The sequence below is a fragment of the Yaniella halotolerans DSM 15476 genome (genome assembly GCF_000420805.1).
Taxonomy (GTDB): domain Bacteria; phylum Actinomycetota; class Actinomycetes; order Actinomycetales; family Micrococcaceae; genus Yaniella; species Yaniella halotolerans.
Map to the genome: position 1 here is coordinate 809,031 of NZ_ATVQ01000001.1, position 25,596 is coordinate 834,626.

Consider the following 25,596-nt stretch of genomic DNA (forward strand, 5'->3'; position numbering starts at 1 on the left):
CATGTTCAAAACTCTCGATCACTCCAAGCCTCGCCAGCTCCGCACGCTAGGGATCCTTGCCATCGGCAGTCTTGCGCTCAGTGCTTGCGGGTCGTCCAGCGCTGATGAATCTTCAGCCAATGCCGCTACCTCGGATGGCATGCACGAGGTCAATATTGGCTATTTTCCGCTGGTTCATACCTCAACGATTATTCAAGCTGAAGAGGCTGGCTACTTAGAAGAAGCCGGCATTAGCGCCGAATTGATGCAAACCGAAGGTGGCGCCGCAGCCATTCCTTCGCTTATATCTGGTGACATCGACATTCTTTACAGCAACTACACCTCGATTCTGTTGGCCGCCGAGCAGGGGTTACCGGTGGCGCTCGTCGCCGGTAACGATATCGCAACCGACGACCACGGCATTTTCGTTACGGAAGACTCGGACATTGAGGATCTCTCAGACCTTGAAGGCAAGAGTTTTGCTGTAAATAATCTGCAAAACATTGGGACTGTGGCAATCTATGCTCAGCTTGAAGAGGTCGGTGTCGGCCCAGAGGATGTCGACCTGGTTGAAATGCCCAACCCTGACATGGCGCCAGCACTTGCCAACGGCAACGTCGATGCAATCTGGCAAGTCGAGCCGTTCCAAACTATTTCGGAACAATCCGGCCTGCGGCGCATTGGCGACATGTTTGATGGTCCGGCATCGGACATGCCTGTTGGCGGGTGGGTGACCACGCAGGAATTCGCAGACAGCAATCCAGAAGTGATTGATTCCTTCCGTCAAGCACTCGGTCAGGCAGGCGACGATCTGCAGCGCAACCACGAACTACATTTGGAACTTGTGCCAAGCTACACAGAAATTGACGTATCTGTGGCTGAAGAACTGGCGCTGCCGAATTATGACACCGACTTACAAATCGATGTCTTGCAACATGGTGCTGACATGATGCATGAATACGGAATCATTGCTGAACCATTGAAAGTGTCCGATCTCGTCGTGGAATAGGCCTTTTACAACGAACGAAATATCCCGGGTGCGGCATTTCGGCACTCGGGATATTCCTGTTACGCAATTTTCTTTTTTACGCGATCTACACCCCGTAGGCCGCCGGCAACTGCACCTCGCCGGCAGGCAGCTTGGCGCCTTCATCAAGAACCCTGACTTGAAGCGCATCGGTTTGCGTTGCCCACTGGGCAGTGATGCCGTAATCCGACGCTGGCCTAAAGCCAAAGCGAGGATAGTAGTGCGGATAGCCATAGACCACAACGAAGGCTTCGCCGTCTGCTTTCGCCAGCTCAAGCGCGGCGTTAATGACGGCAGTACCGGCACCTTCGCCGTGATGTTGGGGCAATACCCCGGTGGGCGCCAGCATCAACCCTGGCTCGCCGCCGACCGCACACCGGTGGATGAGCGCGTGTGCAGCGGGCATGGTTTCAAATTCGGAATCTGGAATCGCCGCGGTCATGCCAAGGACCGAGTAGCGCTGAATCCAGTTATCGCTATCCTTTCGTAACGCTTCTACGAGATCAGCTTCGGCGTCAGTCTCGAATGCGGCCTCGAGAACTCTCCTGATCGAGGTCTGATCCTCGAGAGACTCAACGTGCTCACTTCGCGTTCTCCATAAGTGTCCAGTGCGCTGCATAGCTACTCCCTTGCGTTATAGGTGGGACCACTCTATTGCAGCTACACCGTCGCGTCACCGACTCAGTTGACGCGGGTTCCGTGCCAGCTGTGGTCCCAGGTATAAAAAATGTACGGACAATGCGTTATTCAACTTGTGATTGCCCTCACAGTATGTCAGAATATCATTCCATACCGATCGTTCAGTATCTAATTCCAGGGATCATCCTCCACCCTGGAGCAGTATTGTAAGCAGAGCAGCACGCGGTATGCAGACCACATCACTGACATTCTGGAGAAACCATGACCACCACTTCCCACAACGGAAGAACGCGCGCTGAAGAGCGTCGCGTCCTCGCCGGCACCCTGGTAGGAACCACAATTGAGTGGTACGACTTCTTTATTTACGCCCAAGCGGCAGCGTTCGTGTTAGCTCCACTGTTCTTCGAACCGCTGGCAGCCGATAACGCAGGGCTGGCGCAGATTCTTTCCTGGGCCTCCATCGGTATTTCGTTCCTCTTCCGCCCACTGGGTGCCGTCGTTGCGGGACACCTGGGCGATAAATACGGTCGTAAACTCGTACTTGTTGTGACCCTGATCGGAATGGGTGGCGCAACTACCGCGATCGGCCTGTTGCCAACATACGCCGCCTGGGGCATCGCAGCACCAATTCTGCTGATCCTCATGCGTGTGCTGCAGGGCTTCTCTGCAGGTGGTGAATGGGGCGGTGCCGCACTGATGGCCGTTGAGCACGCGCCGACCAATAAGCGCTCCTTCTTCGGCTCCTACCCGCAGATCGGCGTACCGCTGGGCATGCTGCTGGCCACCGGCTTCATGTTCATTTTGACCTCCTCAATGACCAGCGAGCAGTTCCTGGACTGGGGCTGGCGCATTCCGTTTATCTCCTCGGTTGTACTGATTCTTGTTGGTCACCTGATTCGCCGCGCGGTTTCTGAGTCGCCAGTCTTCACCGAGATGCAGGAACGTCGTCGTGACTCTTCAGCACCACTTGGTGAACTGCTGCGCAGCCACAAGCGTCCAGTCATCTTGGCCGCACTCATCTTCGCCGGCAACAACGCCGCCGGCTATCTAGTCATTGCCTTCTTCGCTTCCTATGGCGCCAACGTACTGGACATGCCACGATCGGCAACACTGATCGCTTCGCTCGTCGGTGGTGTTGGTTGGTTTGCCTTCACCCTGTTTGGTGGTTGGATCGGCGACAAGATTGGCAAACGCCGGACCTTCATCATCGGCTACGTGTGGATCATCGCCTGGGCTATCCCCATGTGGTTCCTGATCGACACCGCGTCGCTGCCACTGTTTACGGTCGCTATCTTTGTACTGACCATGGGGCTTGGCCCGTCCTACGGCCCGCAGTCTGCACTGTACGCCGAGATGTTCCCGGCCGCCGTTCGCTACTCTGGCGTCTCGATCGGTTATGCATTCGGCTCGATTATCGGCGGCGCGTTTGCCCCAATGATTTCGCAATTTATCCTCAACGCCACCGGGCAGTCCTGGATGATCGGCCTCTACATCGCCGGTATCTCCACCGTCTCGCTCATCGGCGTCCTGCTGGTGCCGAAAGCCGTTGAAGGTCGCGACCTCAACGACGACAACACCGGGGACGTCACAACACCGGACGAAGACCCCGAAACAATTCAGGCTACGGTTTAAGCATCACTGGATTATTGTCGACGCCGTGCACTGCAACTCCAGTGCACGGCGTCGACGCATGTCTAACCCACCCATCGACGAACAAAGGATTTCATGTCTACTGACTTCGCCTCCCTGACCAGCCTCACGCAAGATTTCGAAGCCTTGAATATTCGGGTCGACAACGCCCAGCCGGACCGTGTTGTGGCCGCCATGGATCGCCCCGAAGTCCTCAACGCCATCGACCAGACCATGGTGGATGAATTCCATGCGCTGTGCCAGTGGCTCGAAGCCAACCCAAAAACTCTCATCATCACCGGCACCACAACACCGCATCCAAAGGATCCGAGCCGCGAACGCGGCATCTTCGCATCCGGGGCCGATATTGCCCAGCTGCGCGAGCGTCGTCGCCAAGACGCCCTGCGCGGCGTGAACTCCCGGCTGTTCTCCCGCATCAAAGACTTACCGATGCCGGTCATCGCAGCCATCGATGGTTTCGCACTGGGTGGCGGAGCTGAACTCGCTTGGGCCGCAGACTTCCGAGTCGCCACCACCAAGGTGCGCTTCGGACAACCCGAAACAGGTTTGGGCATCTCCCCTGCCGCCGGTGCTATGTGGCGACTGAAAGAACTCGCCGGCGAATCCGTCGCATTGGAACTCCTGCTGACCGGACGCATGCTCAACGCCGAAGAAGCCCTTGAACTGCGGCTGGTGAACTCGGTCCACGAGCCCGAAAACCTCATGACCGCAGCCCACAAACTGGCCGACAGCATCGCCGCCCAAGACACACTGGCCGTTCAGGTCACCAAACGCGTGTTCCAGATGCCCCCGGAGGCTCACCCATGGGCCGATGAGCTCGGCCAAGCGATCCTGTTTGAGTCCGAGGCAAAGTTTGATCGGATGCAAGCATTCCTGGATCGCCGGAAGTAACAACCCGCCCCAGCACGTGACCTGCGCCGCAAAAACAGCTGGCTGGCAGGTGTAATCTAAGCTATACTGGCCGCAATAACCGAACGACCGTTCAGGCAGTAAAGAAGGAGCTCGCCGACTCATGACAACGAATGCACCAGAAAAAACGATCTTGCCTTCCTTCGCACAGGGCGAATGGCAGGCCGCCGACGCTCCGGAAAAAACCGCCGAGGTTTTCGACGCGAACACCGGTGAACTGATCACCCACGTCTCTTCCGAAGGCGTGGATATCGCCGGCATGGTCGACTACGCCCGCACCGTGGGCCAAAAGTCACTTGGCGAACTCACCATCCACGAACGCGCACTCAAGCTCAAAGAGTTGGCCCAGTACATGAACGGCCGTAAAGAGGAGCTCTACACGATCTCCTACCGCACGGGTGCCACCAAACGCGACCACGGCGTTGACACCGACGGCGGTATCTCAACCCTGTTTGTGTTCTCGTCCAAGGGTCGCCGCGAGATGCCAAACAGCAACGTCATCGTGGACGGCAAAACCGAGGGACTGTCCCGCGACGGTTCGTTTATCGGCACCCACGTATACACCCGTATCCCCGGTGTGGCTGTACAGATCAATGCGTTCAACTTCCCGGTTTGGGGCATGTTGGAGAAATTCGCGCCGTCATTCATCGCCGGTGTGCCAACCATCGTCAAGCCAGCCACTGCCACCAGCTACGTCACCGAAGCTGCCGTGCGCATGATGCTGGAATCAGGCATTTTGCCGGAGGGGTCACTCCAACTGATTTCTGGTTCGACCCAGGATCTGTTCGATCACCTCGACTACCGCGACCATGTGGCCTTCACCGGCTCGCTGAACACCGCCAACACACTGCGCGCTCACGACAGCGTGCAAAACGGTGGCGTCCGGTTCACCGCTGAAGCCGATTCGCTCAACGCCGCGATTTTGGGCCCGGATGCTGTGGAAGGTAACGAAGAGTTTGAGGCCTTCATCAAGGCCGTGTTCGTGGAAATGACCGCGAAGGCCGGCCAGAAATGTACGGCGATTCGCCGCGTCATCGTGCCCGAAGCCCTCAAAGAACCGGTTATCGCTGCCCTGTCCAACCGTCTCAATGAGAAGGTCACCGTTGGCGCATCGGATGCCGAAGGCACCACCATGGGCGCCCTGTCCTCGAAGGATCAGCAGCGCGATGTAACTGACGCGACCCAACAGCTCATCGATGCCGGTGGCAAGGTTCGCCTGGGCGGTCCGGACAAGATCTCAGACTACGACGAGGCCGGCTCGTTCTTCCCACCGACCATTCTGGAATTCGACAACGCCGATACCGACGAGGTACACAGCGTCGAGGCCTTCGGTCCGGTCACTTCCGTCATTAGCTATGACGGCACAGCGGGTGAAGCGACTCGCTTAGCTGCTCGCGGTGCCGGCTCGCTGGTTGCCACGGTATGCTCCGACGATCCAGCATTCGTCACGGATGCAACACTAGGCATTGCTGCACACCACGGTCGTCTGCACGTGCTGAGCCGTCAGACAGCCAAGACCTCAACCGGTCACGGCTCCCCAATGCCACACCTGGTCCACGGCGGACCAGGTCGTGCCGGTGGCGGTGAAGAACTCGGCGGCGTCCGTGCCGTCAAGCACTACATGCAGCGCACCGCCCTGCAGGGTTCACCCGATATGATGACGGCGATTACCGGCGTCTGGCACCAGGGTGCGGCTGCCAACACCGTCACTCGTCAGCAAGTCGATGACGGCTCCGGCGAACACCCATTCCGCAAGTCACTGGAGACCCTGCGCATTGGCGATCAGTTTGCGTCCGAACTGCGCACCGTCACCCTGAAAGATATTCTGGACTTCGCCGAAGAAACCGGCGATAAGTTCTACGCGCACACGGATGAAGAGGCCGCTATGGCCAACCCCTTCTTCCCCCGTCGTGTTGCCCACGGCTACCTGTTGGTCGCTTGGGCTGCCGGCCTGTTTGTGGATGCGGCACCCGGACCAGTTCTGGCGAACTACGGGCTAGAGAACCTCTCGTTCATCACGCCAGTCACCTATGACGATTCGATCCGCGTGACCCTGACTGCCAAGCAGATCACTCCGCGCGTCACCGATGAATACGGTGAGGTCCGTTGGGATGCCGTGCTACATAACCAGGACGACGAGATCGTGGCAACCTACGATGTACTGACCCTGGTCACCAAGACCTGGCCAGAAATGTACAAGCGCTAAGCATCCAGTAGCTCAAATACAGCCACCAGCCGGGACAGCTCCTTGTGGACTGTCCCGGCTGTGTTTAAACAGCAATGCTCACGGATACGGTCCGCAGTAAGCTCATATGCATGACCACATTCACTCTGCTCATAGTGGCACTTGGAATTCTCGGGACCATCGCAGCCGCTATCGGCACCATTCGGTTTGTGCGCGATCCGCGCAGGATCTCAGCGTACGCCTATAGTATTGTCGGCCTCGGAGCTGCCCTGATGAGCCTGGGGCTGGTGCTCTATCTCGAAGCCGACTCACCGCATCTCCTCATCACCACGGCAGTGGTGGCAGGCGGCGTCCTCGTCCTTGGCAACCTCATCGGTTACCCGGGGCTCATTGCATTTCTCATCTGGGCAGGTGTCACGACCGTGCGCCGCGAGTCCCGAACCCTGGCCAACATGTTGTCTCTGATCGCCGGAATCGGCCTACTCTTCCTCCCCACAACGCTGGCGCTCTTCGAACCCGCCGACGTAGCCCGGGACGACCTCACCTACCACCTGCAGTACGGCATCCATCTCGGCTTGTTCCTGCTGGTCACCTATATCGCCTGCTGCTTCGGTGTCTTCATTGTTGCCTCCGTGGCCTACCGCTTCCGCAAACTCCACACCGGTGCTGCCGCCATCATTGTGCTGGGCTCCGGACTGATCAACGGTAAGGTCCCACCACTTTTGGCGGACCGACTGCAACGGGGTATGAAAGCCCAACAGCATGACGTCGGGCATCCCGTCATCATCACCTCAGGCGGGCAAGGTGCCAATGAGCCGCGCCCCGAGGGTGCAGCGATGCGCGACTATCTGATTGACCAGGGTGTGGATCCAGAGCGGGTGATTGCCGAAGAGCAGTCCACCACCACCGAGGAGAACCTCGTCTATTCGCAACGGCTACTCCCCGAAAACGACTCACCGGTCACCGTGGTGACCAGTAATTATCACGTCTTTCGGGCGGCGCTACTTACGCGGGCCCTGGGTTTGCGAGCGCAGGTTGTTGGCGCGCCGACCGTCTGGTACTACCTGCCGGGGGCGATCATCCGTGAGTTTGTTGCGGTTATGCGCGACCATCTTCGTATCCACGTGATCGCAGTGGTGGCCATCATCGCGCTGACCATGGCGTTTACCCACTGGATTGTGCCGGCCCTGGTCATGCCTGCCTAAGCACCGAGGCTGGGGTTAGCGTTGCCCCGGCTTGACCTCGACAAATAGTGATTCTGCTTCAGCACACAGGATTTCGCCGTGCCACAGTTGACCGGTGATAAACCGTTTCCGTCCCGCAGTTTTTTCTACGACGACGTGCAGGTCTAAACGCTCCCCGATCGGCGTGATATTGCGGTATTGGGTGGTCAAATACGCGGTCCGACAGACGCGCCCTTCGGTTCCCACGGCCATGCGACCCATGACTGTATCGAACAACACCGAGACCACCCCGCCGTGCATCGCATCGTTGAGCCCCATGTAGTACTTATTGGCGGTGGTGTGCGCGGTCAGTGCATCGTCATCAATGGTGTCGTAGGTAATGGGTGGCATCAGCAGCTGGTTTTGCCCACCGAGCTGGCCATTGCCGTACAGCTGCTCGAGTTCACCAACCTCCGTCTGTTCGAGCACATCACGCACCGAAGCCAAGGTTTCGGTCATCTCTGCGAGCTGTTCTGCGCTCGGGCTGGCCTGAACGAGGGCATCGTGAAACTGCGAGACCTCTTGGATCAGTCGAATATACTCGCGGACCTGCGGTGTATCTGGCAGTGGACGACGACGCGCTTTGGCCATCGCAATGGCATCGGTGTGCTGTGTGGTGGTCATTGCTCCAGGATAGCCCCGAGTGGCTAGATTTGCAGGATGGCCTTGGCAATCATGAAGTAGATGATGAGCCCGGTGGCATCCACGAAGGTCGAAATGAACGGATTCGAGAACACAGCGGGGTCGACTTTAATCGCCCGTGCCAACAACGGCATTGCCCCGCCGACCGCCGCAGCGACGGTACACACCGCCAACAGTGTCAGCCCAATGACCAGACCAACCTCGAACTCGTAGATCAGTGCGGTGATCACAAAGCCCAGGGACCCCAGCAAGACGCCGAGCATGAATCCGGTGCGCAGCTCTCTGGTGAGCACGCGGAACAGATCGCGAGGTTCAATATCGTGGAGAGCCAACGCGCGGGTCACCGTGGTCGCCGCCTGGTTGCCGGTGTTCCCGCCGGTTCCAATGAGCAAAGGCACGAACAGCGCGAGCACGGTGACCTGTTCAAGGGTTGCTTCAAAAACCGATAAGACCTGAACGGTCAGGGTGGCACCGACCGCGAGTACAAGCAACCAGGTGATGCGGCTTCGTACCAGTCGCGAAACAGGAGTTGAGAGATAGGGGCGGCGCAGCGGCTCGACACCACCCTGACGCGAGACATCTTCAGATTCCTCTTGCTCCAGAATTCGTACCGCATCATCCAGGGTAAAAATGCCGACGAGACGTTCTTCGTGATCCACAACGGAGACCGCAAAGGTACCGCGGCGTGCCGTTCTACGGGCCACGTTTTCAGCATCCTCGGATACATCTGCGGTCCGGGCAGGCCCCATGAGGTTCTCAACGGTTTGGGACTCTTGGGCACCCATGAGCTGGCGCAAGCTGACCGCTCCGACCACGCGGCGACCATCGTCAATCACCGGCAGATAGTAGATCGTTTCTGCGGTGTGGAGTCGCGAATTCACTCGTTCCATGGCATCGGCCACTAAGTTATACGGGCGCAGGGTAATGAACTGGGGACTCATGCGCCGCCCAATCGATCCTTCGGCGTACCCCAACAGGGCCGAGGTCTGCGCACGTTCATCGACATCGAGGCCCTCTAAAAGTTTTGAGGCCACGGTCGCTGGCAGCTCGTCGAGCAACCACACCCGATCATCGGGGGCCAAACCAATAAATAATTCGGCGGTATCATGTTCCTGCAGGGCATTGACCAGGTCTCCCTGCAGCACCGGAGGCAAGCCCTCAAAGACGCGCAACGCTAAGTCTTTATCGAACATCAGATACACAAACGCGCGGTGACGATGATTCAAGCGTTCGAGCACACTGATCGCATCGACCGGTCGCAGCACGTTAATGCGTTGGGACACTTCAGCGAAGTTATCGTTGCTGAGGTGCTCTTTGATTTCGTCAACCAGATATTTGATGTCGTCCAGCTGCCTATTGGTCATAGCAACCACTTTCATAAGCTCAAAATAATGGGTACATACCCGGGGATCTCAAGGTTGCTGGAGCACCGTACCGCGCAGCATTCACACAGCGAAAAACAGCTGTTCAAACGTACGGCACCGGACAGTGTCCAGCACAGGACAATAACTAGAACTCTCGTCCAACGAGGACACCTCCCAAATCTTTGCCGCACGGCCGCGAAGCGCGGTAGGCCATAGCTCAGCTTAGCAGTAGCCTATGCTCATCCAGCGTTCCCGCAGATTGATCATTTTGCTCAATTTCGGCAACTTTCTATGGCGCACAACGCATTCTGGCGTTATGATTTCCTCAAAGACACCTATTGTCTTGTACATAAGTGAGCGGTATACCCATATGTCTGCCCCACCCCATTCATATGACAAGAAGGTTCCGGAATGGGACGACTTGTCTGTCCTCGTTGCCCAAGTCGAAGCCTTTATCGCCAATGAATCCTTCGACGAGGCAGCTCATCTCCTTGAAGAGAACATAGCCGCTCTATGGTTCGGTCTGCGACCACCCAGAATGGCGAGCGTTCTCGAAATACTTGTGCGGAGTCTGCCATCTCCGCCGGTACTGCTGCTCGCCGCCAACCGCATCCTAATGTCTTCCGAGACCGAACGAGCGAATGCGCGCGCCTTCCTGTCAGAAATTGACGGCAACGACCCACAACAGATGTTTATCTTGGCGATGTTTCGGATGCACGATCTTCGCATGCAAGGCCGCGTGGTTGAAGCATTAGACCAAGCCGAAGTCATCGAAGAGCTCCTGGGCAAAATGCGGTTCGTATTGGATCCGCACGGCGGCTGGCGTCTCCAGGCTTCATTAGAAATCGGAGTCTCTGCCATGCTGGCCGGGGATTTTACGAAAGCGCTCACGATTTTCACACAGATACAGCTGCATCCAGCGACACCGAAATACAGTTATCTCACGCGCGCTGCCCTGGTGAAATCAGCTCTCATTCATGCATGTTTCGGCAATGTCACGAGTGCAAACGCTTTTCTGGAACGGACCAAGCGCATTGCTCGCTCATCGAGTTGGCTCGAGGACCAGATTGATACGCAGTTGGAGTTTGTCAGCATTCTAACGTCCCCGGAAGATAGCGAAACCGTGCTTGATCGGCTTGAAGCCGTCAGTCTGCACGATATCGGCGAGATGTGGCCCTTCTATATCGTCGCGATTCACCGGGTTTTCGAAGCTGCCGGTCACTACAGCGAGCTAGAACATCGACTAGAAATATTCGATGCTCTCCCTTTTCCACGAGTCGACGGGGACGGGTTCTCCGGCAGCGTCATCCCGCTGAAACGTGCAAAACTCGCGTTGTTGCTGGGTAGAGGATCGGAAGCCGTGGAGTTCTTGGGGCGCACCGACCCACAGCTGATGTATACGAAACTGATCCAAGCTGCCGCGCAGCTGTATGCCGGGCGATACGAACAGGCTCTACAGCAAGCATCGAGTCTGCGGCACCACACACGAGGGTTTCGCCTGGTCGAAATCCGGCGCCTCTCCATTATCGCCACCGCTCAGTATCAAGCAGGCGAGACGAAAGACAGCCTTGCAACACTCGAGCACGCCTCACGATTACCGCGCGGTCTCTCCCCCACGGAAATCAATCTCTTTAATCCGATGATTCGCGATTTCGCGGAACAACACGTGAGCACGTGGCCGCCACCTTCAGCAGGGGCATCTACATTCTTGGTGGGACTCCCCGAAGCTGGTCCTACCCTTACCGAGCGTGAAGTAGAAATTCTCGGCCACTTGGCCCGTGGACATACCCGAGCACGCATCGCCAAGGCGCTTGGGGTCAGCCCCAATACCGTCAAAACACAGCTTCGATCAATTTTTCATAAGCTCAAAGTGTCATCGGCCGCCGACGCTGTCCAACAGGGTCAACGACGCGGCATCATTTAACGCCAGCGCCCATGCGGGATCATTCACGGTGATTTGCCGGACGCCCATTCGCCTTGCTGCAGTCAACTGCTCGTTCGTTTCGACAGTCCACATGCGAACTACCCGGTCCGTCTGATTCCATGCATCTAACGCCCCGTGATCGGTCAGCCAGTCAACCGACGGGCCGATCATCCCCGTGGCGTTGATATCCACATCGTGGGAGTCGATCAGTTGGCACAACCGTGTCGAGGGCACTGCACGAGCTACTCGTCGCAGTGCTTCGTTGGAAAAACTCATGATGGATACACTGACTTCGGTTGGCCTGCCCTGCGGCATCAACGTGCCAGTCTCAGCGTTCCATCCCCACCGCTGCAGCCATTCCCAGACAGCCTCTTCAATGACACCCGCTGCACATGCGCCAATTTTCATTTCAAGGGCGAGTTCTACGGGGTACTGCGCTGCAATCATCATCTGCGTCAACTGGTCTAGTGTGACGAGTTGGCCTTCTGGACTGGTGACGCTTGCTTTCAGCTCATCACGGTTCGAGGATTGAGCAGTTTTCCAAGAGGTAACGTCGAGTTGACGGAGATCAGCGAGGCGGTGATCTCGCACCGGGCCGGTGCCGGACGACGTACGGTCCAGCGTGGCATCGTGCCAGCAGATGAGGTGTCCGTCTGCTGAGAGTTGGACGTCTGTTTCGATTCCGTCGACGCCGGTTGCCAGCGCGTGGGCAAATGCGGCGCGAGTATGTTCAGCATATTGAGCGCTTGCGCCGCGGTGTGCAAAAATTTTCACGAACTCAAGAATAGAGCAAGAACGTGTCCAGGCGGCGACCCCGGGGTAAACGAGGTGTGGAGAAAAATGAAGGAACCCCCGCGATGTAGAAGCTACGCGAGGGTTCCAGTGGCTCCGACCGGCATCGATCCGGTGACCTTTCGATTTTCAGTCGAACGCTCTACCAACTGAGCTACAGAGCCCGGGGCCACAATCTGACCGCCAGCGTCTTGTGGAACTTGTCCCAAAAGACCGAAGCGACCCTGACGGGACTTGAACCCGCGACCTCCGCCGTGACAGGGCGGCGCGCTAACCAACTGCGCTACAGGGCCATTGACGAGCAATTGCTCGTCGGTCATGTAATGACCGTACCCCCAACGGGATTCGAACCCGTGCCGCCGCCGTGAAAGGGCGGTGTCCTAGGCCACTAGACGATGGGGGCCTGCTCTTCCTCGGGCCTTGACGGTCCGAGGCCAGAACACCTAATCATAGAGGCAAGTGCAGCTGGGCGCAAATTGAGTCAACGACCCCGAATACGCAGCAGCTCAGCAACAACACCCGTCACGGTATGAAACGGTCGTGTTCGGCACGTTCATTGCAGTAGTAGCAACCATTGACTCCAATTGCGCCCATCTACCATAACAGAGCACTGCAGGACAATAACAGCAGCGAATTTGTCATACTTTTCCGTAGACAGATGACTCTGTGTGACGGAGAATGCAATTAGGATGAATTTGAAGTAAATATCGAGTAAGCAAGAACTGAAATGTTCATTGCAAAAGTGCGTGAGGGACTCATGACTGACGAATCGTTCCCGGGAAGAATACCCCTCGGTGATTACGATGCGCTGTCGCGTTTCGTGGAGCAAGTTGAGCACTGTCTCGAACAAGGCGATCTCCCCGAAGTTGCAAAACTTCTAGAATCCGACATGGCGTCGGCATGGTACGGATTCGAACCGGCAAAAACCGCTGAAATGCTCCAACAGATTTCCTCTCAGCTCGACTCATCAAAACCGATCTTGAATGCTGTGATACGACTACTGACCGCTACATCGGCCGGCCAGTTCGATGAGCAAGAGTATTTGTCAAGCGTAGACTCGGACGACCCCCACGAGATGTTTATGCTGTCGATCTTTCGAATGGCAGACCTACGCCTGCATGGCAGAACAGTTGAGGCCCTGGAGCAGGCTGACAACCTCGAAGCATACCTGGGGAAAATGCGCCTGCTCCTCGACCCTCAAGACGGCGCCGAGCTCCAGACTGTCATACAAATCGGTATCTCAGCCATGCTGGCCGGTGACTTCACGGGCGCGCTCACGTCATTCATGCATGGACAAATGCTCTCACTCATCCCCCGGTATGCGTTTTTGACACGTGACGCCCTGGTCAAGTCAGCTGTCATTCACGCGTGCTTTGGCAATTCAACGACGGCGCGATCGCTCTTACAGCGGGCAGAAAAGATTGCCCGAACTCCGAGTTGGATCGAAGATCATATCGATGCGCATCGCGATTTCGCGACGATTCTCACCGCAGCAACGACCCACGAAGAAGCACTAGACGAGTTGGAAGCGATCAGCCTGCACGATATTGGGGAAATGTGGCCCTTCTATATCGTCGCGGTGCACCGCCTATTAGAGGCCTGCGGCCATCATGACGAACTCGATCACAGACTTGAGATGTTCGATGCGATGCCCTTCCCCGTCGTGGACCGCGAAGGATTCTCCGGCAGTGTCATTCCACTCAAACGCGCCATGCTTGCCATGAAAACCGGCCGTGAAGCCGATGCTCAAGTTTTCCTCTGTCGAGCAGACCCGAAGCTGCCCTACACGCGACTGATCGAAACCGCCGGACACATTTATGCGGGGCGAACCCAACAGGCGTTGAACCAAGCTACCCGCCTTAAGAATGAAACTCGGGGCTTTCGGCTGCTTGAAATTCGTCGCCTCAGCCTTCTGGCGGCCGCCCAGTACCAGTCAGAAGCAATCGAAGAATGCGTCGAGACGCTATCCATTGCCGCTGGGCTACCTCGTGGCCTCTCCGCGAGAGAGATGGAACTTTTTAGTCCCGAAACCCGTGAATTAGGTATCGAACGGGTGGCGGCATGGCCTGAAGATACCGGTGGTCCCTCCGCGTTCTTGACTGGTCTGCCTAAACCTGGCCATGCCCTCACGGAGCGCGAAGTTGAGATTATCGGTCAGCTAGCCCAAGGCTACCGCCGTGCTGACATTGCCAAGAACCTCTACATTTCACTGAACACTCTCAAGACTCAGCTACGGTCGATCTATCGGAAGCTTGAAGTCTCGACTGCTTCAGACGCTATTGTGGGAGCACAACGTCGCGGGATCATCTGAAATGCAAATGCCCCGGATGGTTGTCCGAGGCACTTGTTGACAGGTACCTGCCAAATCCGTGTGGCTCCGACCGGCATCGATCCGGTGACCTTTCGATTTTCAGTCGAACGCTCTACCAACTGAGCTACAGAGCCGAAGCTGTCGCTTCTGGACAAAGAGCCTGTCCAAAAGGACAGGCTCTAAGATCCGCGACCCTGACGGGACTTGAACCCGCGACCTCCGCCGTGACAGGGCGGCGCGCTAACCAACTGCGCTACAGGGCCATAGAGAATCTCTCTACAGTTTCTCATGAGTCATATTCTGACTGTACCCCCAACGGGATTCGAACCCGTGCCGCCGCCGTGAAAGGGCGGTGTCCTAGGCCACTAGACGATGGGGGCAGGACTATCGCTGAGTTTTGAACTCTTTGGCGCGATCGACCTAGATCATCATAGACCTAAAGGTTTTCTTAATGCAAATCGAACTACATCAATTGGGTCGACAGCCCCGCCCCTTCCGCAAGGCCCTCTCATCACAGTGAGGGCGTTAAGCTCAAGGTCACCAGGCATCTTTCTTTGAAAACACTAGTCAGGTTGCAAAAATTAGTGGAAATCTTGTGCAATAACTTGAGTTCCATCAAATGCAGACAGAAGCATTTTCCAGTGATATTGTGAGATTCAGCACTGTTAATCCCATGAATCTACGGGAGTTCAGATGGACAAGCCTGTAATCCCAGAGCTTTTGAATGCGATCGAAGACAGCGATGATGAGCAACTGCATGCACATACGCCCACCAGGATCGCAACGGAACTGCGCCGACTCATTTGCCAGGGCAGTTTAGAACCCGGAGCAAAACTCTCCGAAGAGACCATCGCCGCCGAATTTGAAGTCTCACGAAACACTCTCCGAGAAGCGTTCACCATACTCGTGGGTGAAGACCTCGTATTCAAAGTCCCAAATAGGGGCGTATTTGTCATCGACCCAGGAATCCGTGATGTCCAAGAGATTTACCAGGCTCGCAGATTCCTGGAACCGTCTGCGATCCTCTGGGGCCAACTGACTCCTGAACTCACCGATACGTTGCAGCACGTTGCTGATCAGACCCGCCGCGGCATCGCGCAAGAAAACCTTGAGGCCATTGAGGAAGCCGACCGAAACTTTCATATAGCCGCCGTCGCCCTAGCAGGATCAACAACCATGTCGCTGGCATTAGAGCGACTACTGACACAACTTGGCTTGGCCTTCCAGAGCCTCAACATCAGCCCCAGTATCCATGAAGCGTTTGCGCAACAGAACCTGGCAATCATCGCCCGAATACTGGCCGGCGAGCGGATCGACGCATCGCGAGGCCTCCACCGTTACCTTGGACTCGCTGAAAACATGGTCTTGCAGTACGCACTCCCTGATGGCGAAGTCGTGACCACCAAGCAAATACCCAAACAAGAAGCCATGACGAACGGGCACGACCTCAGCCCACACTAAAAACTTTCGTCATAACGGAACGATAAAACAGCGCCTGGAATTCACTTTTCAGGCGCTGCTTTATTTCGTGTCAAGCACCAAACACTCTTCTGTGTAACAATTTTATAAATCCCTGATTTCGCGCAGATCCTGATGTTTGCAGGCGTGTCGCGAAAGTTACACGAATGTGGTTCATGTAGATCAATGTTTCAAGTGTTGCAGTTGTGACAATAGTCCGGATAAAGTCACTGTTTGTGGTCGAAATGGTTGAAACGAAAACCATAAAACTGGACTAGCCACAGAATGAGGAAACTATCGTGAAGTCACGAAGCATTAAAGGGGCAGCCGCAGGCGTCGCCCTGGTGACGGTCGCAGCAATGTCTGCCACCGCGATGCCACAAATTTTCTCTGAATCCGACACCTTTTTCGCTGGATCCGACAATCAACGCGACGGCTCACTCACCAAAGTTCCGGATCTTCCTGATGAAACCACTGTTGCCGCGGCGAAGGATAACCCTGACGCCCAGGCAAAGTTGCGGGAAGACCTCAAGGAAATCCTTGATAAGAGCAACAAACGCTTAGCTGAAGTTGAAGGTCAAACACTTTCTGCCAACGAAAAAGCTCGTGAACTCAGCGAAGCTGCAGCCGAGGCTCGTCGAGATGCTGAAACTGCATCACAGCAAGCCACGCTAGCCACCGAAGAAAATGAACAAGCTCAGAACAATGCCGGGGAAGCCGCTGCGAACATGTATCGCAACGGGGGCTTGAGTACTGAAGAGTTCATGCTTGGTGATGAAGACGCTCTGCGTGCTGAACAGAATGGTCAGCAAGTATCGGAAAACTTCAACGCTGAAGCTGCAGATGGTGCATACGCGGCATCCGCTGCTGACTCAGTGTCCGAGAACGAAGCTGAAGAAGCTGAGGCACGGCAAGCAGCTGCTGACAAGGCGGAAGAAGAGGCCGAAGCAGAACGGCGTCGTGTTGAAGAGCAGGAAGCTCGTGCGCTTGAAGAAGCCGAGCAGCAGGCAGCAGAAGAGCGCCAGCGAGTCGCTGCTGCTCTTGCAGCAGCTGAAGACCTGAGCGAGCAAGAAGCCGAAGAAGAGACCGAACAGCTTGATGATCAAGTCCGTCGGGCAAACTTCGAAGAGAACATTGGCGTTGCCACCGCTTCGTCCGAAACTTCACCAACTAGTACCGAGTCGGTTGAACAGGCACCTGTTACTCCAACAGAAACTGAGAGTGCTTCGCCAACCGAGACCGCGTCCGAGACTGAAGAGCCATCGCCGACGGCAACCCCGGCGCCGACTGAGACATCTTCGCCTTCGCCGACACAGTCTTCAACTCCGTCGTCCACACCGACACCGACTCCAACTCGGACAGCAACTCCAACCCGGACGGCGACACCGACCCCAACACCTACCCCGACGCCGACACGTACGGCAACCCCTACTCCAACGCCGACCCCGACTCCAACAAAGACTGCTGCACCAGCGGCTCCGAGCGGGAACATGTCAGCGGCAACGAGCTGGGCGGTCAATAAGACCAACGAATCGGGCACGTACTACTCGTGGGGCGGCAATGGTCCGAAAGGTTATGACTGCTCGGGCTTCACCGTGGCAGCATTCCAGCAAGCTGGTAAATCACTGCCACGTACTTCCAGCGCACAGTACGGTGCTGCCAAGAGCTACGTTTCATTGAGCAACCTGCAGCCGGGCGACTTGGTCTTCTGGTCGAATAACGGTTCTCAATCAGGGGTGTACCACGTCGCGATTTACATCGGTAATGGCCAGATTGCGCACGCTCGCAACCCGTCAACCGGTATTACGGTAACCGGCCTGCACTACTCGCCATACAACATGCTGAGTGTTGGCGGCCGCTACTAACACAGGTTCCTCCAGGGGCTCGGAGTCCGGGGAAGTTCTCCGGACCCTTGGAGGCCAAAACTAAATATCGCATAGAAACATTCGGGGCGGATAACTCATTGGTTATCCGCCCCGAATGTTTTTGTGTGCAGCAGTTTATATCACAGGATCTTGATCAATCATCGGACCGTACTCATCACGGTCTTCTAGACGAGGGTCCTCTGCGTACGGAACGATCATGACCGGCCCACGGGCGTGTGCCGCAATACCCTGCGACGTTGAGCCTAAGAGCGCCCCGGTAAAACCGCCCAGACCCCGGGTACCGACTACGGTCAGTCGGGCCGATTCTGATTCCGCGACGACAGCATCTACAGGCACCCCGTCAATCACTTCTGATTCGACTTTCAACTCTGGGAAGTGCGATTGCAGCCAAGCTACCCCCGCATTGACCTTGTCCCGCAGTTCATCAAACATGGCGCGTTCGTCTACGGTTGATGGCAGCCATTCGACCGCCGAGGAGACCGGCGCCATCGCGCTCACCACACGAAGTCGGCATGGTGCACCGCGTCGCTGGGTTTCTTCTGCTGCACGCAGCATCGCCACGCGTCCCTGATGGGAACCATCAGAGGCAACGACGACTGGCGCATCGGTATCAGCGCGTGATCCTTCAGCACCGCGGGGCACGAGTACGACCGGGCATTTCGCTCGGGCCGGTAGGCCTCGAGATACTGAGCCGACTAACAAGCCGAGGAAGCCGCCGCGCCCACGCGGGCCAGCGACGAGCAGCTCGGCTTCATAAGAGTAGTCCACCAGGACCGTTCCGGGGTCGCCGAGTTCGACGGCCGTGCGGATTTCAACATCGGTCTCACCAAGTTCGGCCTTCGTGGCTTCTAAAATTTGGCGGCAAGATTGTGCCAGCGCGGAATCTTCATGACCACCGGTTGCCGCATCAACGGCAACAGACGGGAAGATCGGCAGTGTATAAGCCGAGACCATGGTGAGCGGCGCGTTGATTCGTTGGGCTTCTCGAAGTGCCCAGGTTGCGGCTGCCAAGGCTCGTTTGGAACCGTCAACGCCGACAACAACGCCGTGTTTTTTGTGCGTGGTGTTTTCTGGTCTTGTTGGGTCATGGTCGGTCATGAAAATCCCCTCCTGGCGGTCGTGGTTACGAAGGTCCTTAAACCCAGTCTAACGCTGAAGTGAGCCGCGTTACGGCTTCTCGAGCGGATCGGTTAAAAGTAACGGTGTGGTTGTCGGGGGCATCCCGGCAATGAAATTTGTGGTCGCCTTCCCCATTCTTGTTTGCGCCGGCAGCGGCTCGGAACGCAATGCGGCAGAGAAGGCATCAGCCCCGCCCAGCACAGGGTTCGCCAGTGGGTTCTGCGTTGCCACCATAACGATGTTGCCGCGGCGTCGTCCTTTAAACATGGTTGCATCAGAAATGAGCGTAACGTGGGCAAATGCGTGCGCCAGTGCAGCCGCTTCAGCACGTGCCGGGTTGAGATTCGGCGGCCCACCATAGTTGATGACGTAGGCCCCCTCGGTGCCAACAGCCAGGGCTGCGACTTCGGCTGCTTCGACCCCGCTCAGATGGCTGGGTACAACGTGGTGCCCGGCGTCCTGTTCCACAAACACGTCGCGGATGATGACGTCCCAGCTGTCGGGTCGGGTTTCGGAGAGCACTTGGCCTGCTTCGCCAACCCGCATTTTGACGATGGGTGAGCGCGGTAGCCCGAAATTATCCCGTGCTAGCTCTGTGAGTTTGGCGTCGAATTCGACCGTGGTGTGCCGGGAATTCGGATACCGGTCGGCACCCCAGCGGGCAAGGGTCGCTCCCCCACCACCAAGGTGTAGGAATCGCAGCCGTGCCGTGTGTGGGTATCGGAACCCCAGAGCAATAGCGATCCAGCGCATGTATTCAAAGCCGAGCCGTTGCGGGTCATCGGGGATCAACTGGGAAGATTCCACGCCATTGATTAAGAGCAACCAGGCCCCGTGGGTGAACGGGTCGGGACGGATTTCCGCGGTGCCCGAATCGATGGCATAGATGCCGGGTTCGATATTGACTGCGGACTGCTTTTGGTTGCGTCGGCTCTTGCTCATCTGCGTACCATAGCTTGTCTTGGCACACCCTGCCACGGCTCGGTGGTGGGATGCACTGCTTTACCCAGCGGTTCGAGTCCTGCCTCGCGCAGGACGGTATCAACCAGGGGCATGTCGCCGGATAACCAGGCCAGGGCGGGCCGGTCCCCCACTGCATGCTGGATCAAGGTTGCTGCGACGTTGGTATCTTCTGCGGCGTCACTGAGATAGAAAAACCGGATCTCGCAGAGCTGTTCTAGCCCGTAAAGCTCGGCAAACTCTGCCGTCTGGTCACTGAGTGATTCAGTGGCATGGATGGTTCCAACGATCGCTCCGCGCAGGTCTTCTGCCAACCAGATGGTCTCGCCGCCACGGATGCGCGACTGCCAGAATTTCACCTGCTCTGCGATGGTGGCTTCCGCGGTCTCGAAGAAAGCCGCATCTTTGAAATCAGCGTAGATGTCGCGCCAGAGGCGGTGTTTGAATTCCACGACCGCTCTGGCATCGGCGATGGCGGCGTCGCGAATATAGTGTTCGGCACCGGTTTCGGTGGTGTTTTTGCGGTTGAACGGCCAGATCACAGTCGAGCTACTCTGGGCTATCGAGCAGTTGGTTGACGCGGGTGATCTTTTCGTCGAGCTGATCGCTCTTGGCGTCGCGGATATCGGCTTTCATGGTAATCGAAATCCGAGCACCGTACGGGCCCACGGCCTCGACACACTGTTTCAGCACGCCCATGACCTCATCCCATTCACCCTCAATTTCGGTGAACATCGAGGACAGCCGATGCGGCAGCCCCGACTGCCGGACGACGTTGACTGCCGCGGCAACAGCGCGGGCTACGGAGCCGGTTTCGGCGTCCTCAGGGGAGTTGGCGGCAGCGTGGGGGCCGAGCTCGCCGACACCGGATACAGAAATGGAAAAAGCTAAGATCATGTTCCCATCGTAATCCTGTCTAGTCAGCCCGACTATAGTGAGTTGCGGTGCAATGACCATTCTTCGGAAGGGAAATCAACGGTGGCACAAGGAATTTACATCACAACGACGACGGCCCGGGCAGGAAAAACGCTGGTGTCGATGGGTCTGGCCGATGCGTTGAACCGCCGTACCCCACGGGTCGGATACTTTCGGCCAATCGTTGCCGGTGATGTCGTCGAGGCCGATCCCATGGTGCAGCTGATGCGCGAGAAATTTGGGATCGGGGCCGAAGCCGCAGCCGGTGGAGTCACCGATACCTACGCCCGCACGATGGTGGCTTCCGGAAAACAGGATGAACTGTACGCTCAGTTGGTGGCCGCCTATGAGCAGGTGGCGGCCAACGCCGATGCGGTGGTCATCGAGGGCACCGATCTGGTCACCGGTGATTCCGGGTTCGAAGCAGAAATGGACACCGAACTCGCGCTGCACTTCAACGCTCCGGTGCTGGCCGTGGTATCGGCCCAGGGCTTGACGCCGCAGGAAGCCTCCGAGGCCGTTGAGCTGACACGCTCAAATCTTCGCGATGCGGGTTCTGAATTGCTTAGCATTGTGGTGAACCGCGCTGATCCAGCACTGCTCGAGCAAATGTCCCAGACCATCAAACCGGGGACCAACCAGCGCAAGGTCTACATCATCCCCGAGCTCCAAGAGCTGCGCTACCCAACCATTGGCGAGGTCGCGACCGGGCTGTCGCTGGATCTCGTGGCCGGTTCCGAGCAACTGGACCGCGATGTATCCGAGGTCAAAGCTGTTTCGATGGAGGGCGGCAACTTCCTGCAGGTGCTCAATGACAGCGCCCTGGTAATCGTCTCTGGAGATCGGTCAGATGCCATCCTGGCCACGCTGGCCGCAGCACGCACCGCAGAATTCCCGGTACCCGCGGGCATGATTTTGACCAACGGTATCGAGCCCAATGCGATGATCCAACGCCTGTACGCTGACGCGCCGTTTCCTGTCTTTGTGTCATTCGCTGATACTTTCACGATGGCCCGCCAGGTGGCTGCCATCCCGTCGAGCCTCTCGGCTGCTCAACCGCGAAAAATCGCGGCCGTCCTGGGCGCATGGAATCAGCACGTCGATGAAGACGAACTACTCAGCCGCATCGAGTTGGCCCGTCCCTCAGCGATGACACCGGTACGTTTCCTACACCAACTGACTGCACGGGCATCGGCTGATCGTAAACGCATTGTCCTACCCGAAGGCGAGGACCCTCGGATCCTTCGCGCCGCAGAAATTCTGCGTCGTCGTGGCGTCTGTGAACTCACCATTCTGGGTGATGTCGACCGGATCAGCGAGCTCGCAGCCAGCGACGGTGTGGACCTGAGCGGCGTTGACCTGATCAACCCTGCCGAATCCCCCGACCGGGAACGCTACGCCCAGGCCTATGCCGAGGCTCGCGCGCATCGCGGCGTTGATATTGAATACGCTCGCGAAGTCATGTTGGACGGCGCCTACTTCGGCACCATGATGGTCCAACTCTCCGATGTGGACGGCATGGTCTCGGGGGCTGCCAATACGACCGCCCATACGATTCGTCCGGCCCTGGAATTTGTGAAAACTCAACCGGGCACCAAGATTGTGTCATCGGTGTTCTTCATGCTGCTCCCCGACCGGGCGCTGGTCTACGGAGACTGCGCCGTCAATACCGACCCCAATGCCGAACAGCTGGCAGACATTGCTGCCGCTTCGGCCGAAACCGCCCAACAATTCGGTGTCGATCCGCGGGTTGCGATGCTCTCGTATTCGACCGGCGACTCCGGCTCTGGGGAGGCAGTGGATAAAATCCGAGAAGCCACCAACCTGGTGAAAACCGCGCAACCTGATCTCAAAGTCGACGGCCCGCTACAGTATGACGCTGCCGTCTCGGCATCAGTCGCGGCTTCGAAGATGCCCGATTCGGAGGTCGCCGGCAACGCGACCGTCTTTATTTTCCCGGACCTCAACACCGGGAATAACACTTATAAGGCCGTCCAACAGTCGGCCGGTGCGGTCGCCGTTGGACCGGTGCTGCAAGGGTTAAATAAGCCGGTGAATGATCTTTCACGCGGTACCACGGTTGATGACATCGTCAACACCGTTGCCATCACCGCCATCCAGGCACAAGCACAGTAGGTTAGGTATGCAATGCTCATTTTAGTGATTAACTCTGGTTCATCTTCGCTGAAATACCAGCTGCGCGAATTGCACGACGACGGTACAGACACCGACAATCCGATCCAGACTTCTGGTCTGATTGAACGCATCGGTGTCCCCGGTTCGGGCGTTTCAAACCATACCCAGGCGTTGGATGTCGTCGCGAAAGAGCTCGACGAAGTGCTGGATGGGCGCACCATCGATGCGGCCGGACATCGCGTGGTGCACGGCGGCGAACGGTTCAAAGCACCCGCGCTGGTGAACTCCGAGGTCATTCGGGCCATCGACCGGTTAGCCCCGCTGGCGCCATTACATAACCCGCCGGCGACCGAGGGTCTGCGCGCCATTCGGGATAAGTGGCCCGATATGCCGCAGGTGGTCATTTTCGATACGTCATTTCACCAGACCATGCCGCAGGAAGCTTGGCGGTATGCGATTCCGGATCAGTGGTACATCGATCATGGAATTCGCCGCTATGGTTTTCACGGCACCAGCCACGACTTGGTCACCGGCAAAACCGCGGCACTCTTGGGCGTTCAACGGTCAGCGCTCAATGGCATGGTGCTGCACCTAGGCAATGGTGCCTCAGCCACCGCTATTCGTGGCGGCCAATCCGTAGATACCACGATGGGCTACACGCCACTGGCCGGACTGGTCATGGGCACTCGGTCGGGAGATATCGACCCCTCAATCATTACCCAGCTGGTCACCGCCCACGGCTACACCGCCCAGGAGGTAGCCCGGGTGCTCAACCACGAGTCTGGTTTGCTGGGTATGACCGGGCACGCGGATATGCGCCCGGTACTGGAAGCCGCTGAGCACGGTGAACGCAATGCCCGTGCTGCCTTGGACGTTGCGACCTACCGGCTCGCCAAATACATTGGGGCTTATCACGTGGCCGTCGGCGGTGCTGACGCGATTGCCTTTACCGCGGGTATCGGCGAGAATTCGGCACCGTTTCGCGCTCGCGTACTGGATCGGCTGGCTGTGCTCGGCGTCGAATACGACCCAGAGCTCAATGATGCGCGGTCCGATGAACCACGACTCATTTCGACATCGGCCTCCTCCATGGCCGTTGCCGTGGTGCCAACGGATGAGGAAATGGCGATCGCTCAGGATACCTTCCGACTCGTGGAGTCCTCTGGCGCCTGGTGCCAAGGCACCGACGCCTATTCGACCTCGTGAGCACCAGCTAATCTGACTGAGCGGCTGCAGCCCAGCCGTCCACAGGTCCTAGTGTGCTGGGTCTTCTAACCAGGGTCCATCGCGTTTTCAACATTGGCTTCGTCGGCTTCATGGACTCGCTGAGTAGTGAGAAGATTTGGTCGTCGTTCAGCTCAAACTGCGCGATCATTGCCACCAAATTCATCGGCGCAATCCCCGCATGCTGTGAGGGCTAGGGCCCGACGCCCAACGCGCTGACATATTTTGTTATCCTTCGAAACTTCAACACGTTTCGTTCCGCTGTAGCCCCAACCGACCCAGTCAGCTGGCTTTTCTCTTCGTTGATTTCTTGGAGTTTTTGCTCGAATCCGATTTCTTCGACCTCGACTTCTTCTTTGACGAGCGGGAACGATCCACGGATTGGCGCAGAGCTTCCATCAGGTCGACCACGTCACCACCGGTGTCCTCGTCCTCATCGTCATCTGGGAAGGCCTCTTCCAGATCCAGGGTCTCACCGGATTCGATCTTCGCGTCGATCAGTTTCTTGAGTTCGTCCTGATAATCATCCCTAAACTCTTCGGGTTTAAAATCACCGGAGTACGCTTCAACGAGCTGAGCAGACATCTCGAGTTCCTTATCCGAGATTTTGGCGCGGGACTTAACGCCCTTGAAGTCCACCTCACGAATCTCATCGGCCCAACGCAGGGTCTGCAGCATCAGCAACTTGCCACGCGTGCGCAGGATCGCCAACCGTGTTCGAGTACGCAACGTGATCTTCACGATCGCTGTGCGATCCGTATCTTCAAGCGTTTGCCGCAACAACAGATAGGCCTTCGGGGTTTTTGAGGTAGGTTCTAGGAAATAGGAACGCTCCAGCATGATCGGATCAATCTGATCGGTCGGCACGAACTGCAAGACATCAATGTCGTCGCTTTCGCCGGCCGGCAGCGCGTCAAAATCATCTTTGGTCAGAATGACCCGGTGCTCGCCGTCGTCAAAGGATCGGTCGATGTCGGCGTATTCAACAATCTCCTCGCAGACTTCGCAACGACGTTCATATCGGATCCGGCCGCCATCTTTATCGTGCACCTGGTGCATATCGACGTCGTGCTTCTCCGTTGCCGAGTACACCTTCACTGGCACGTTGACCAGCCCGAAGACTATCGAACCTTTCCAAATTGCTCTCATGCTCCCCATTCAAACTGACCTGAAGGTGTGTTGGCTAGAGCGCGCTGGTTTCGACTCTCGTTTCTCGTCTAGCCCTCAGGTAGCATGCACGGCACAGGAGGTAG

At 57.2% G+C, this 25,596-nt stretch carries 20 protein-coding genes and 6 tRNA genes; 11 read left to right on the forward strand and 15 right to left on the reverse strand.

Features of this window, described 5'->3' with window-relative positions; all coding sequences use genetic code 11:
• Nucleotide 1: 1 nt before the first annotated feature.
• Entirely contained in the window at nt 2–988 is a 987-nt protein-coding gene (locus tag G583_RS0103870) for an ABC transporter substrate-binding protein (protein ID WP_022869886.1), read from the forward strand.
• An 85-nt stretch (nt 989–1,073) separates the two neighbouring features.
• On the opposite strand, the gene G583_RS0103875 is transcribed toward G583_RS0103870, so the two are convergent.
• Nucleotides 1,074–1,625, reverse strand: a complete 552-nt coding sequence (locus tag G583_RS0103875; protein ID WP_022869887.1) for a GNAT family N-acetyltransferase — start codon at nt 1,623–1,625, stop codon at nt 1,074–1,076.
• 281 nt (nt 1,626–1,906) lie between these two features.
• On the opposite strand from G583_RS0103875, the gene G583_RS14155 reads away from it, so the two are divergent.
• The 4 genes from G583_RS14155 (at nt 1,907) to G583_RS0103895 (ending at nt 7,594) form a co-directional block, all read left to right on the forward strand.
• Nucleotides 1,907–3,277 carry an MFS transporter gene (locus G583_RS14155; protein WP_022869888.1) on the forward strand — a complete coding sequence of 457 codons (1,371 nt, stop codon included), beginning with the start codon at nt 1,907–1,909 and terminating at the stop codon, nt 3,275–3,277.
• Nucleotides 3,278–3,370: 93 nt separating this feature from the next.
• The gene (locus tag G583_RS0103885; RefSeq protein WP_022869889.1) at nt 3,371–4,186 is read left to right on the forward strand and encodes an enoyl-CoA hydratase/isomerase family protein; all 816 of its coding nucleotides are present in this window, start codon (nt 3,371–3,373) and stop codon (nt 4,184–4,186) included.
• Between the two features lie 121 nt (nt 4,187–4,307).
• The gene (gene paaZ / locus G583_RS0103890) at nt 4,308–6,410 is read left to right on the forward strand and encodes a phenylacetic acid degradation bifunctional protein PaaZ (protein WP_022869890.1); all 2,103 of its coding nucleotides are present in this window, start codon (nt 4,308–4,310) and stop codon (nt 6,408–6,410) included.
• A 110-nt stretch (nt 6,411–6,520) separates the two neighbouring features.
• Nucleotides 6,521–7,594, forward strand: coding sequence for a YdcF family protein (locus G583_RS0103895; RefSeq protein ID WP_022869891.1), 1,074 nt, complete (start codon nt 6,521–6,523; stop codon nt 7,592–7,594).
• A 15-nt stretch (nt 7,595–7,609) separates the two neighbouring features.
• Here the strand turns inward: G583_RS0103895 and G583_RS0103900 are convergent, their stop codons facing one another.
• The gene (locus G583_RS0103900) at nt 7,610–8,236 is read right to left on the reverse strand and encodes a PaaI family thioesterase (protein ID WP_022869892.1); all 627 of its coding nucleotides are present in this window, start codon (nt 8,234–8,236) and stop codon (nt 7,610–7,612) included.
• Between the two features lie 23 nt (nt 8,237–8,259).
• The gene (mgtE, locus tag G583_RS0103905; protein ID WP_029629243.1) at nt 8,260–9,618 is read right to left on the reverse strand and encodes a magnesium transporter; all 1,359 of its coding nucleotides are present in this window, start codon (nt 9,616–9,618) and stop codon (nt 8,260–8,262) included.
• A 370-nt stretch (nt 9,619–9,988) separates the two neighbouring features.
• Between mgtE and G583_RS16205 the strand changes: the two genes are divergently transcribed.
• Nucleotides 9,989–11,542: a helix-turn-helix transcriptional regulator gene (locus tag G583_RS16205; RefSeq protein ID WP_022869894.1), complete on the forward strand. Its 1,554-nt coding sequence runs from the start codon at nt 9,989–9,991 to the stop codon at nt 11,540–11,542.
• Here G583_RS16205 and G583_RS0103915 read toward each other — a convergent pair.
• From G583_RS0103915 to G583_RS0103930, 4 genes are all read right to left on the reverse strand, one after another.
• Complete coding sequence (locus G583_RS0103915; RefSeq protein ID WP_029629244.1) at nt 11,492–12,316, reverse strand: glycerophosphodiester phosphodiesterase; 825 nt, start codon at nt 12,314–12,316, stop codon at nt 11,492–11,494. The two genes, G583_RS16205 and G583_RS0103915, sit on opposite strands and share 51 nt — an antisense overlap.
• A 109-nt stretch (nt 12,317–12,425) precedes the next feature.
• Nucleotides 12,426–12,498: transfer RNA gene (locus tag G583_RS0103920), tRNA-Phe, on the reverse strand.
• Between the two features lie 55 nt (nt 12,499–12,553).
• Nucleotides 12,554–12,627 (reverse strand) — tRNA-Asp (locus tag G583_RS0103925).
• 37 nt (nt 12,628–12,664) lie between these two features.
• Nucleotides 12,665–12,737 (reverse strand) — tRNA-Glu (locus G583_RS0103930).
• A gap of 354 nt (nt 12,738–13,091) precedes the next feature.
• On the opposite strand from G583_RS0103930, the gene G583_RS0103935 reads away from it, so the two are divergent.
• Nucleotides 13,092–14,645, forward strand: a complete 1,554-nt coding sequence (locus tag G583_RS0103935) for a helix-turn-helix transcriptional regulator (protein WP_169558763.1) — start codon at nt 13,092–13,094, stop codon at nt 14,643–14,645.
• 61 nt (nt 14,646–14,706) lie between these two features.
• Here the strand turns inward: G583_RS0103935 and G583_RS0103940 are convergent.
• The 3 genes from G583_RS0103940 to G583_RS0103950 form a co-directional block, all read right to left on the reverse strand.
• Nucleotides 14,707–14,779, reverse strand: a tRNA-Phe gene (locus G583_RS0103940).
• Between the two features lie 55 nt (nt 14,780–14,834).
• Nucleotides 14,835–14,908: transfer RNA gene (locus tag G583_RS0103945), tRNA-Asp, on the reverse strand.
• A 44-nt stretch (nt 14,909–14,952) separates the two neighbouring features.
• A tRNA-Glu gene (locus G583_RS0103950) sits at nt 14,953–15,025 on the reverse strand.
• A gap of 313 nt (nt 15,026–15,338) precedes the next feature.
• On the opposite strand from G583_RS0103950, the gene G583_RS14165 reads away from it, so the two are divergent.
• Nucleotides 15,339–16,106, forward strand: a complete 768-nt coding sequence (locus G583_RS14165) for a GntR family transcriptional regulator (protein WP_022869896.1) — start codon at nt 15,339–15,341, stop codon at nt 16,104–16,106.
• Nucleotides 16,107–16,402: 296 nt separating this feature from the next.
• Entirely contained in the window at nt 16,403–17,968 is a 1,566-nt protein-coding gene (locus G583_RS16690) for a C40 family peptidase (protein ID WP_022869897.1), read from the forward strand.
• A gap of 135 nt (nt 17,969–18,103) precedes the next feature.
• Here the strand turns inward: G583_RS16690 and G583_RS14170 are convergent, their stop codons facing one another.
• The 4 genes from G583_RS14170 to G583_RS0103980 all read right to left on the reverse strand — a co-directional run bounded on the left by G583_RS14170 (nt 18,104) and on the right by G583_RS0103980 (nt 20,965).
• A complete protein-coding gene (locus tag G583_RS14170) occupies nt 18,104–19,087 on the reverse strand; it encodes a universal stress protein (protein ID WP_022869898.1) in 984 nt (327 codons plus the stop codon).
• Nucleotides 19,088–19,156: 69 nt separating this feature from the next.
• On the reverse strand, nt 19,157–20,050 hold the full coding sequence (locus G583_RS14175; protein WP_022869899.1) for a spermidine synthase: 894 nt from the start codon (nt 20,048–20,050) through the stop codon (nt 19,157–19,159).
• A complete protein-coding gene (locus tag G583_RS0103975; protein ID WP_022869900.1) occupies nt 20,047–20,610 on the reverse strand; it encodes a hypothetical protein in 564 nt (187 codons plus the stop codon). Before G583_RS0103975 ends, G583_RS14175 begins: the two co-directional genes overlap by 4 nt.
• 7 nt (nt 20,611–20,617) lie before the next feature.
• A complete protein-coding gene (locus tag G583_RS0103980; protein ID WP_022869901.1) occupies nt 20,618–20,965 on the reverse strand; it encodes a thiamine-binding protein in 348 nt (115 codons plus the stop codon).
• An 81-nt stretch (nt 20,966–21,046) separates the two neighbouring features.
• On the opposite strand from G583_RS0103980, the gene pta reads away from it, so the two are divergent.
• Together pta and G583_RS14180 are read left to right on the forward strand one after the other, a co-directional pair.
• Complete coding sequence (gene pta / locus G583_RS0103985) at nt 21,047–23,119, forward strand: phosphate acetyltransferase (RefSeq protein WP_022869902.1); 2,073 nt, start codon at nt 21,047–21,049, stop codon at nt 23,117–23,119.
• A 12-nt stretch (nt 23,120–23,131) separates the two neighbouring features.
• Nucleotides 23,132–24,325, forward strand: a complete 1,194-nt coding sequence (locus G583_RS14180) for an acetate/propionate family kinase (protein ID WP_022869903.1) — start codon at nt 23,132–23,134, stop codon at nt 24,323–24,325.
• Nucleotides 24,326–24,625: 300 nt separating this feature from the next.
• Here G583_RS14180 and ku read toward each other — a convergent pair whose 3' ends face one another.
• Nucleotides 24,626–25,492 carry a non-homologous end joining protein Ku gene (ku, locus tag G583_RS14185; RefSeq protein WP_022869905.1) on the reverse strand — a complete coding sequence of 289 codons (867 nt, stop codon included), beginning with the start codon at nt 25,490–25,492 and terminating at the stop codon, nt 24,626–24,628.
• Nucleotides 25,493–25,596 lie beyond the last annotated feature (104 nt).

Bases quoted from the DNA above. Each gene is read 5' to 3' on its own strand.
- G583_RS0103870 (WP_022869886.1), top strand. From the start codon at position 2: ATGTTCAAAACTCTCGATCACTCCAAGCCTCGCCAGCTCCGCACGCTA.
- G583_RS0103875 (WP_022869887.1), bottom strand. From the start codon at position 1,625: ATGCAGCGCACTGGACACTTATGGAGAACGCGAAGTGAGCACGTTGAG.
- G583_RS14155 (WP_022869888.1), top strand. From the start codon at position 1,907: ATGACCACCACTTCCCACAACGGAAGAACGCGCGCTGAAGAGCGTCGC.
- G583_RS0103885 (WP_022869889.1), top strand. From the start codon at position 3,371: ATGTCTACTGACTTCGCCTCCCTGACCAGCCTCACGCAAGATTTCGAA.
- paaZ (WP_022869890.1), top strand. From the start codon at position 4,308: ATGACAACGAATGCACCAGAAAAAACGATCTTGCCTTCCTTCGCACAG.
- G583_RS0103895 (WP_022869891.1), top strand. From the start codon at position 6,521: ATGACCACATTCACTCTGCTCATAGTGGCACTTGGAATTCTCGGGACC.
- G583_RS0103900 (WP_022869892.1), bottom strand. From the start codon at position 8,236: ATGACCACCACACAGCACACCGATGCCATTGCGATGGCCAAAGCGCGT.
- mgtE (WP_029629243.1), bottom strand. From the start codon at position 9,618: ATGACCAATAGGCAGCTGGACGACATCAAATATCTGGTTGACGAAATC.
- G583_RS16205 (WP_022869894.1), top strand. From the start codon at position 9,989: ATGTCTGCCCCACCCCATTCATATGACAAGAAGGTTCCGGAATGGGAC.
- G583_RS0103935 (WP_169558763.1), top strand. From the start codon at position 13,092: ATGACTGACGAATCGTTCCCGGGAAGAATACCCCTCGGTGATTACGAT.
- G583_RS14165 (WP_022869896.1), top strand. From the start codon at position 15,339: ATGGACAAGCCTGTAATCCCAGAGCTTTTGAATGCGATCGAAGACAGC.
- G583_RS14170 (WP_022869898.1), bottom strand. From the start codon at position 19,087: ATGACCGACCATGACCCAACAAGACCAGAAAACACCACGCACAAAAAA.
- G583_RS14175 (WP_022869899.1), bottom strand. From the start codon at position 20,050: ATGAGCAAGAGCCGACGCAACCAAAAGCAGTCCGCAGTCAATATCGAA.
- G583_RS0103980 (WP_022869901.1), bottom strand. From the start codon at position 20,965: ATGATCTTAGCTTTTTCCATTTCTGTATCCGGTGTCGGCGAGCTCGGC.
- G583_RS14180 (WP_022869903.1), top strand. From the start codon at position 23,132: ATGCTCATTTTAGTGATTAACTCTGGTTCATCTTCGCTGAAATACCAG.
- ku (WP_022869905.1), bottom strand. From the start codon at position 25,492: ATGAGAGCAATTTGGAAAGGTTCGATAGTCTTCGGGCTGGTCAACGTG.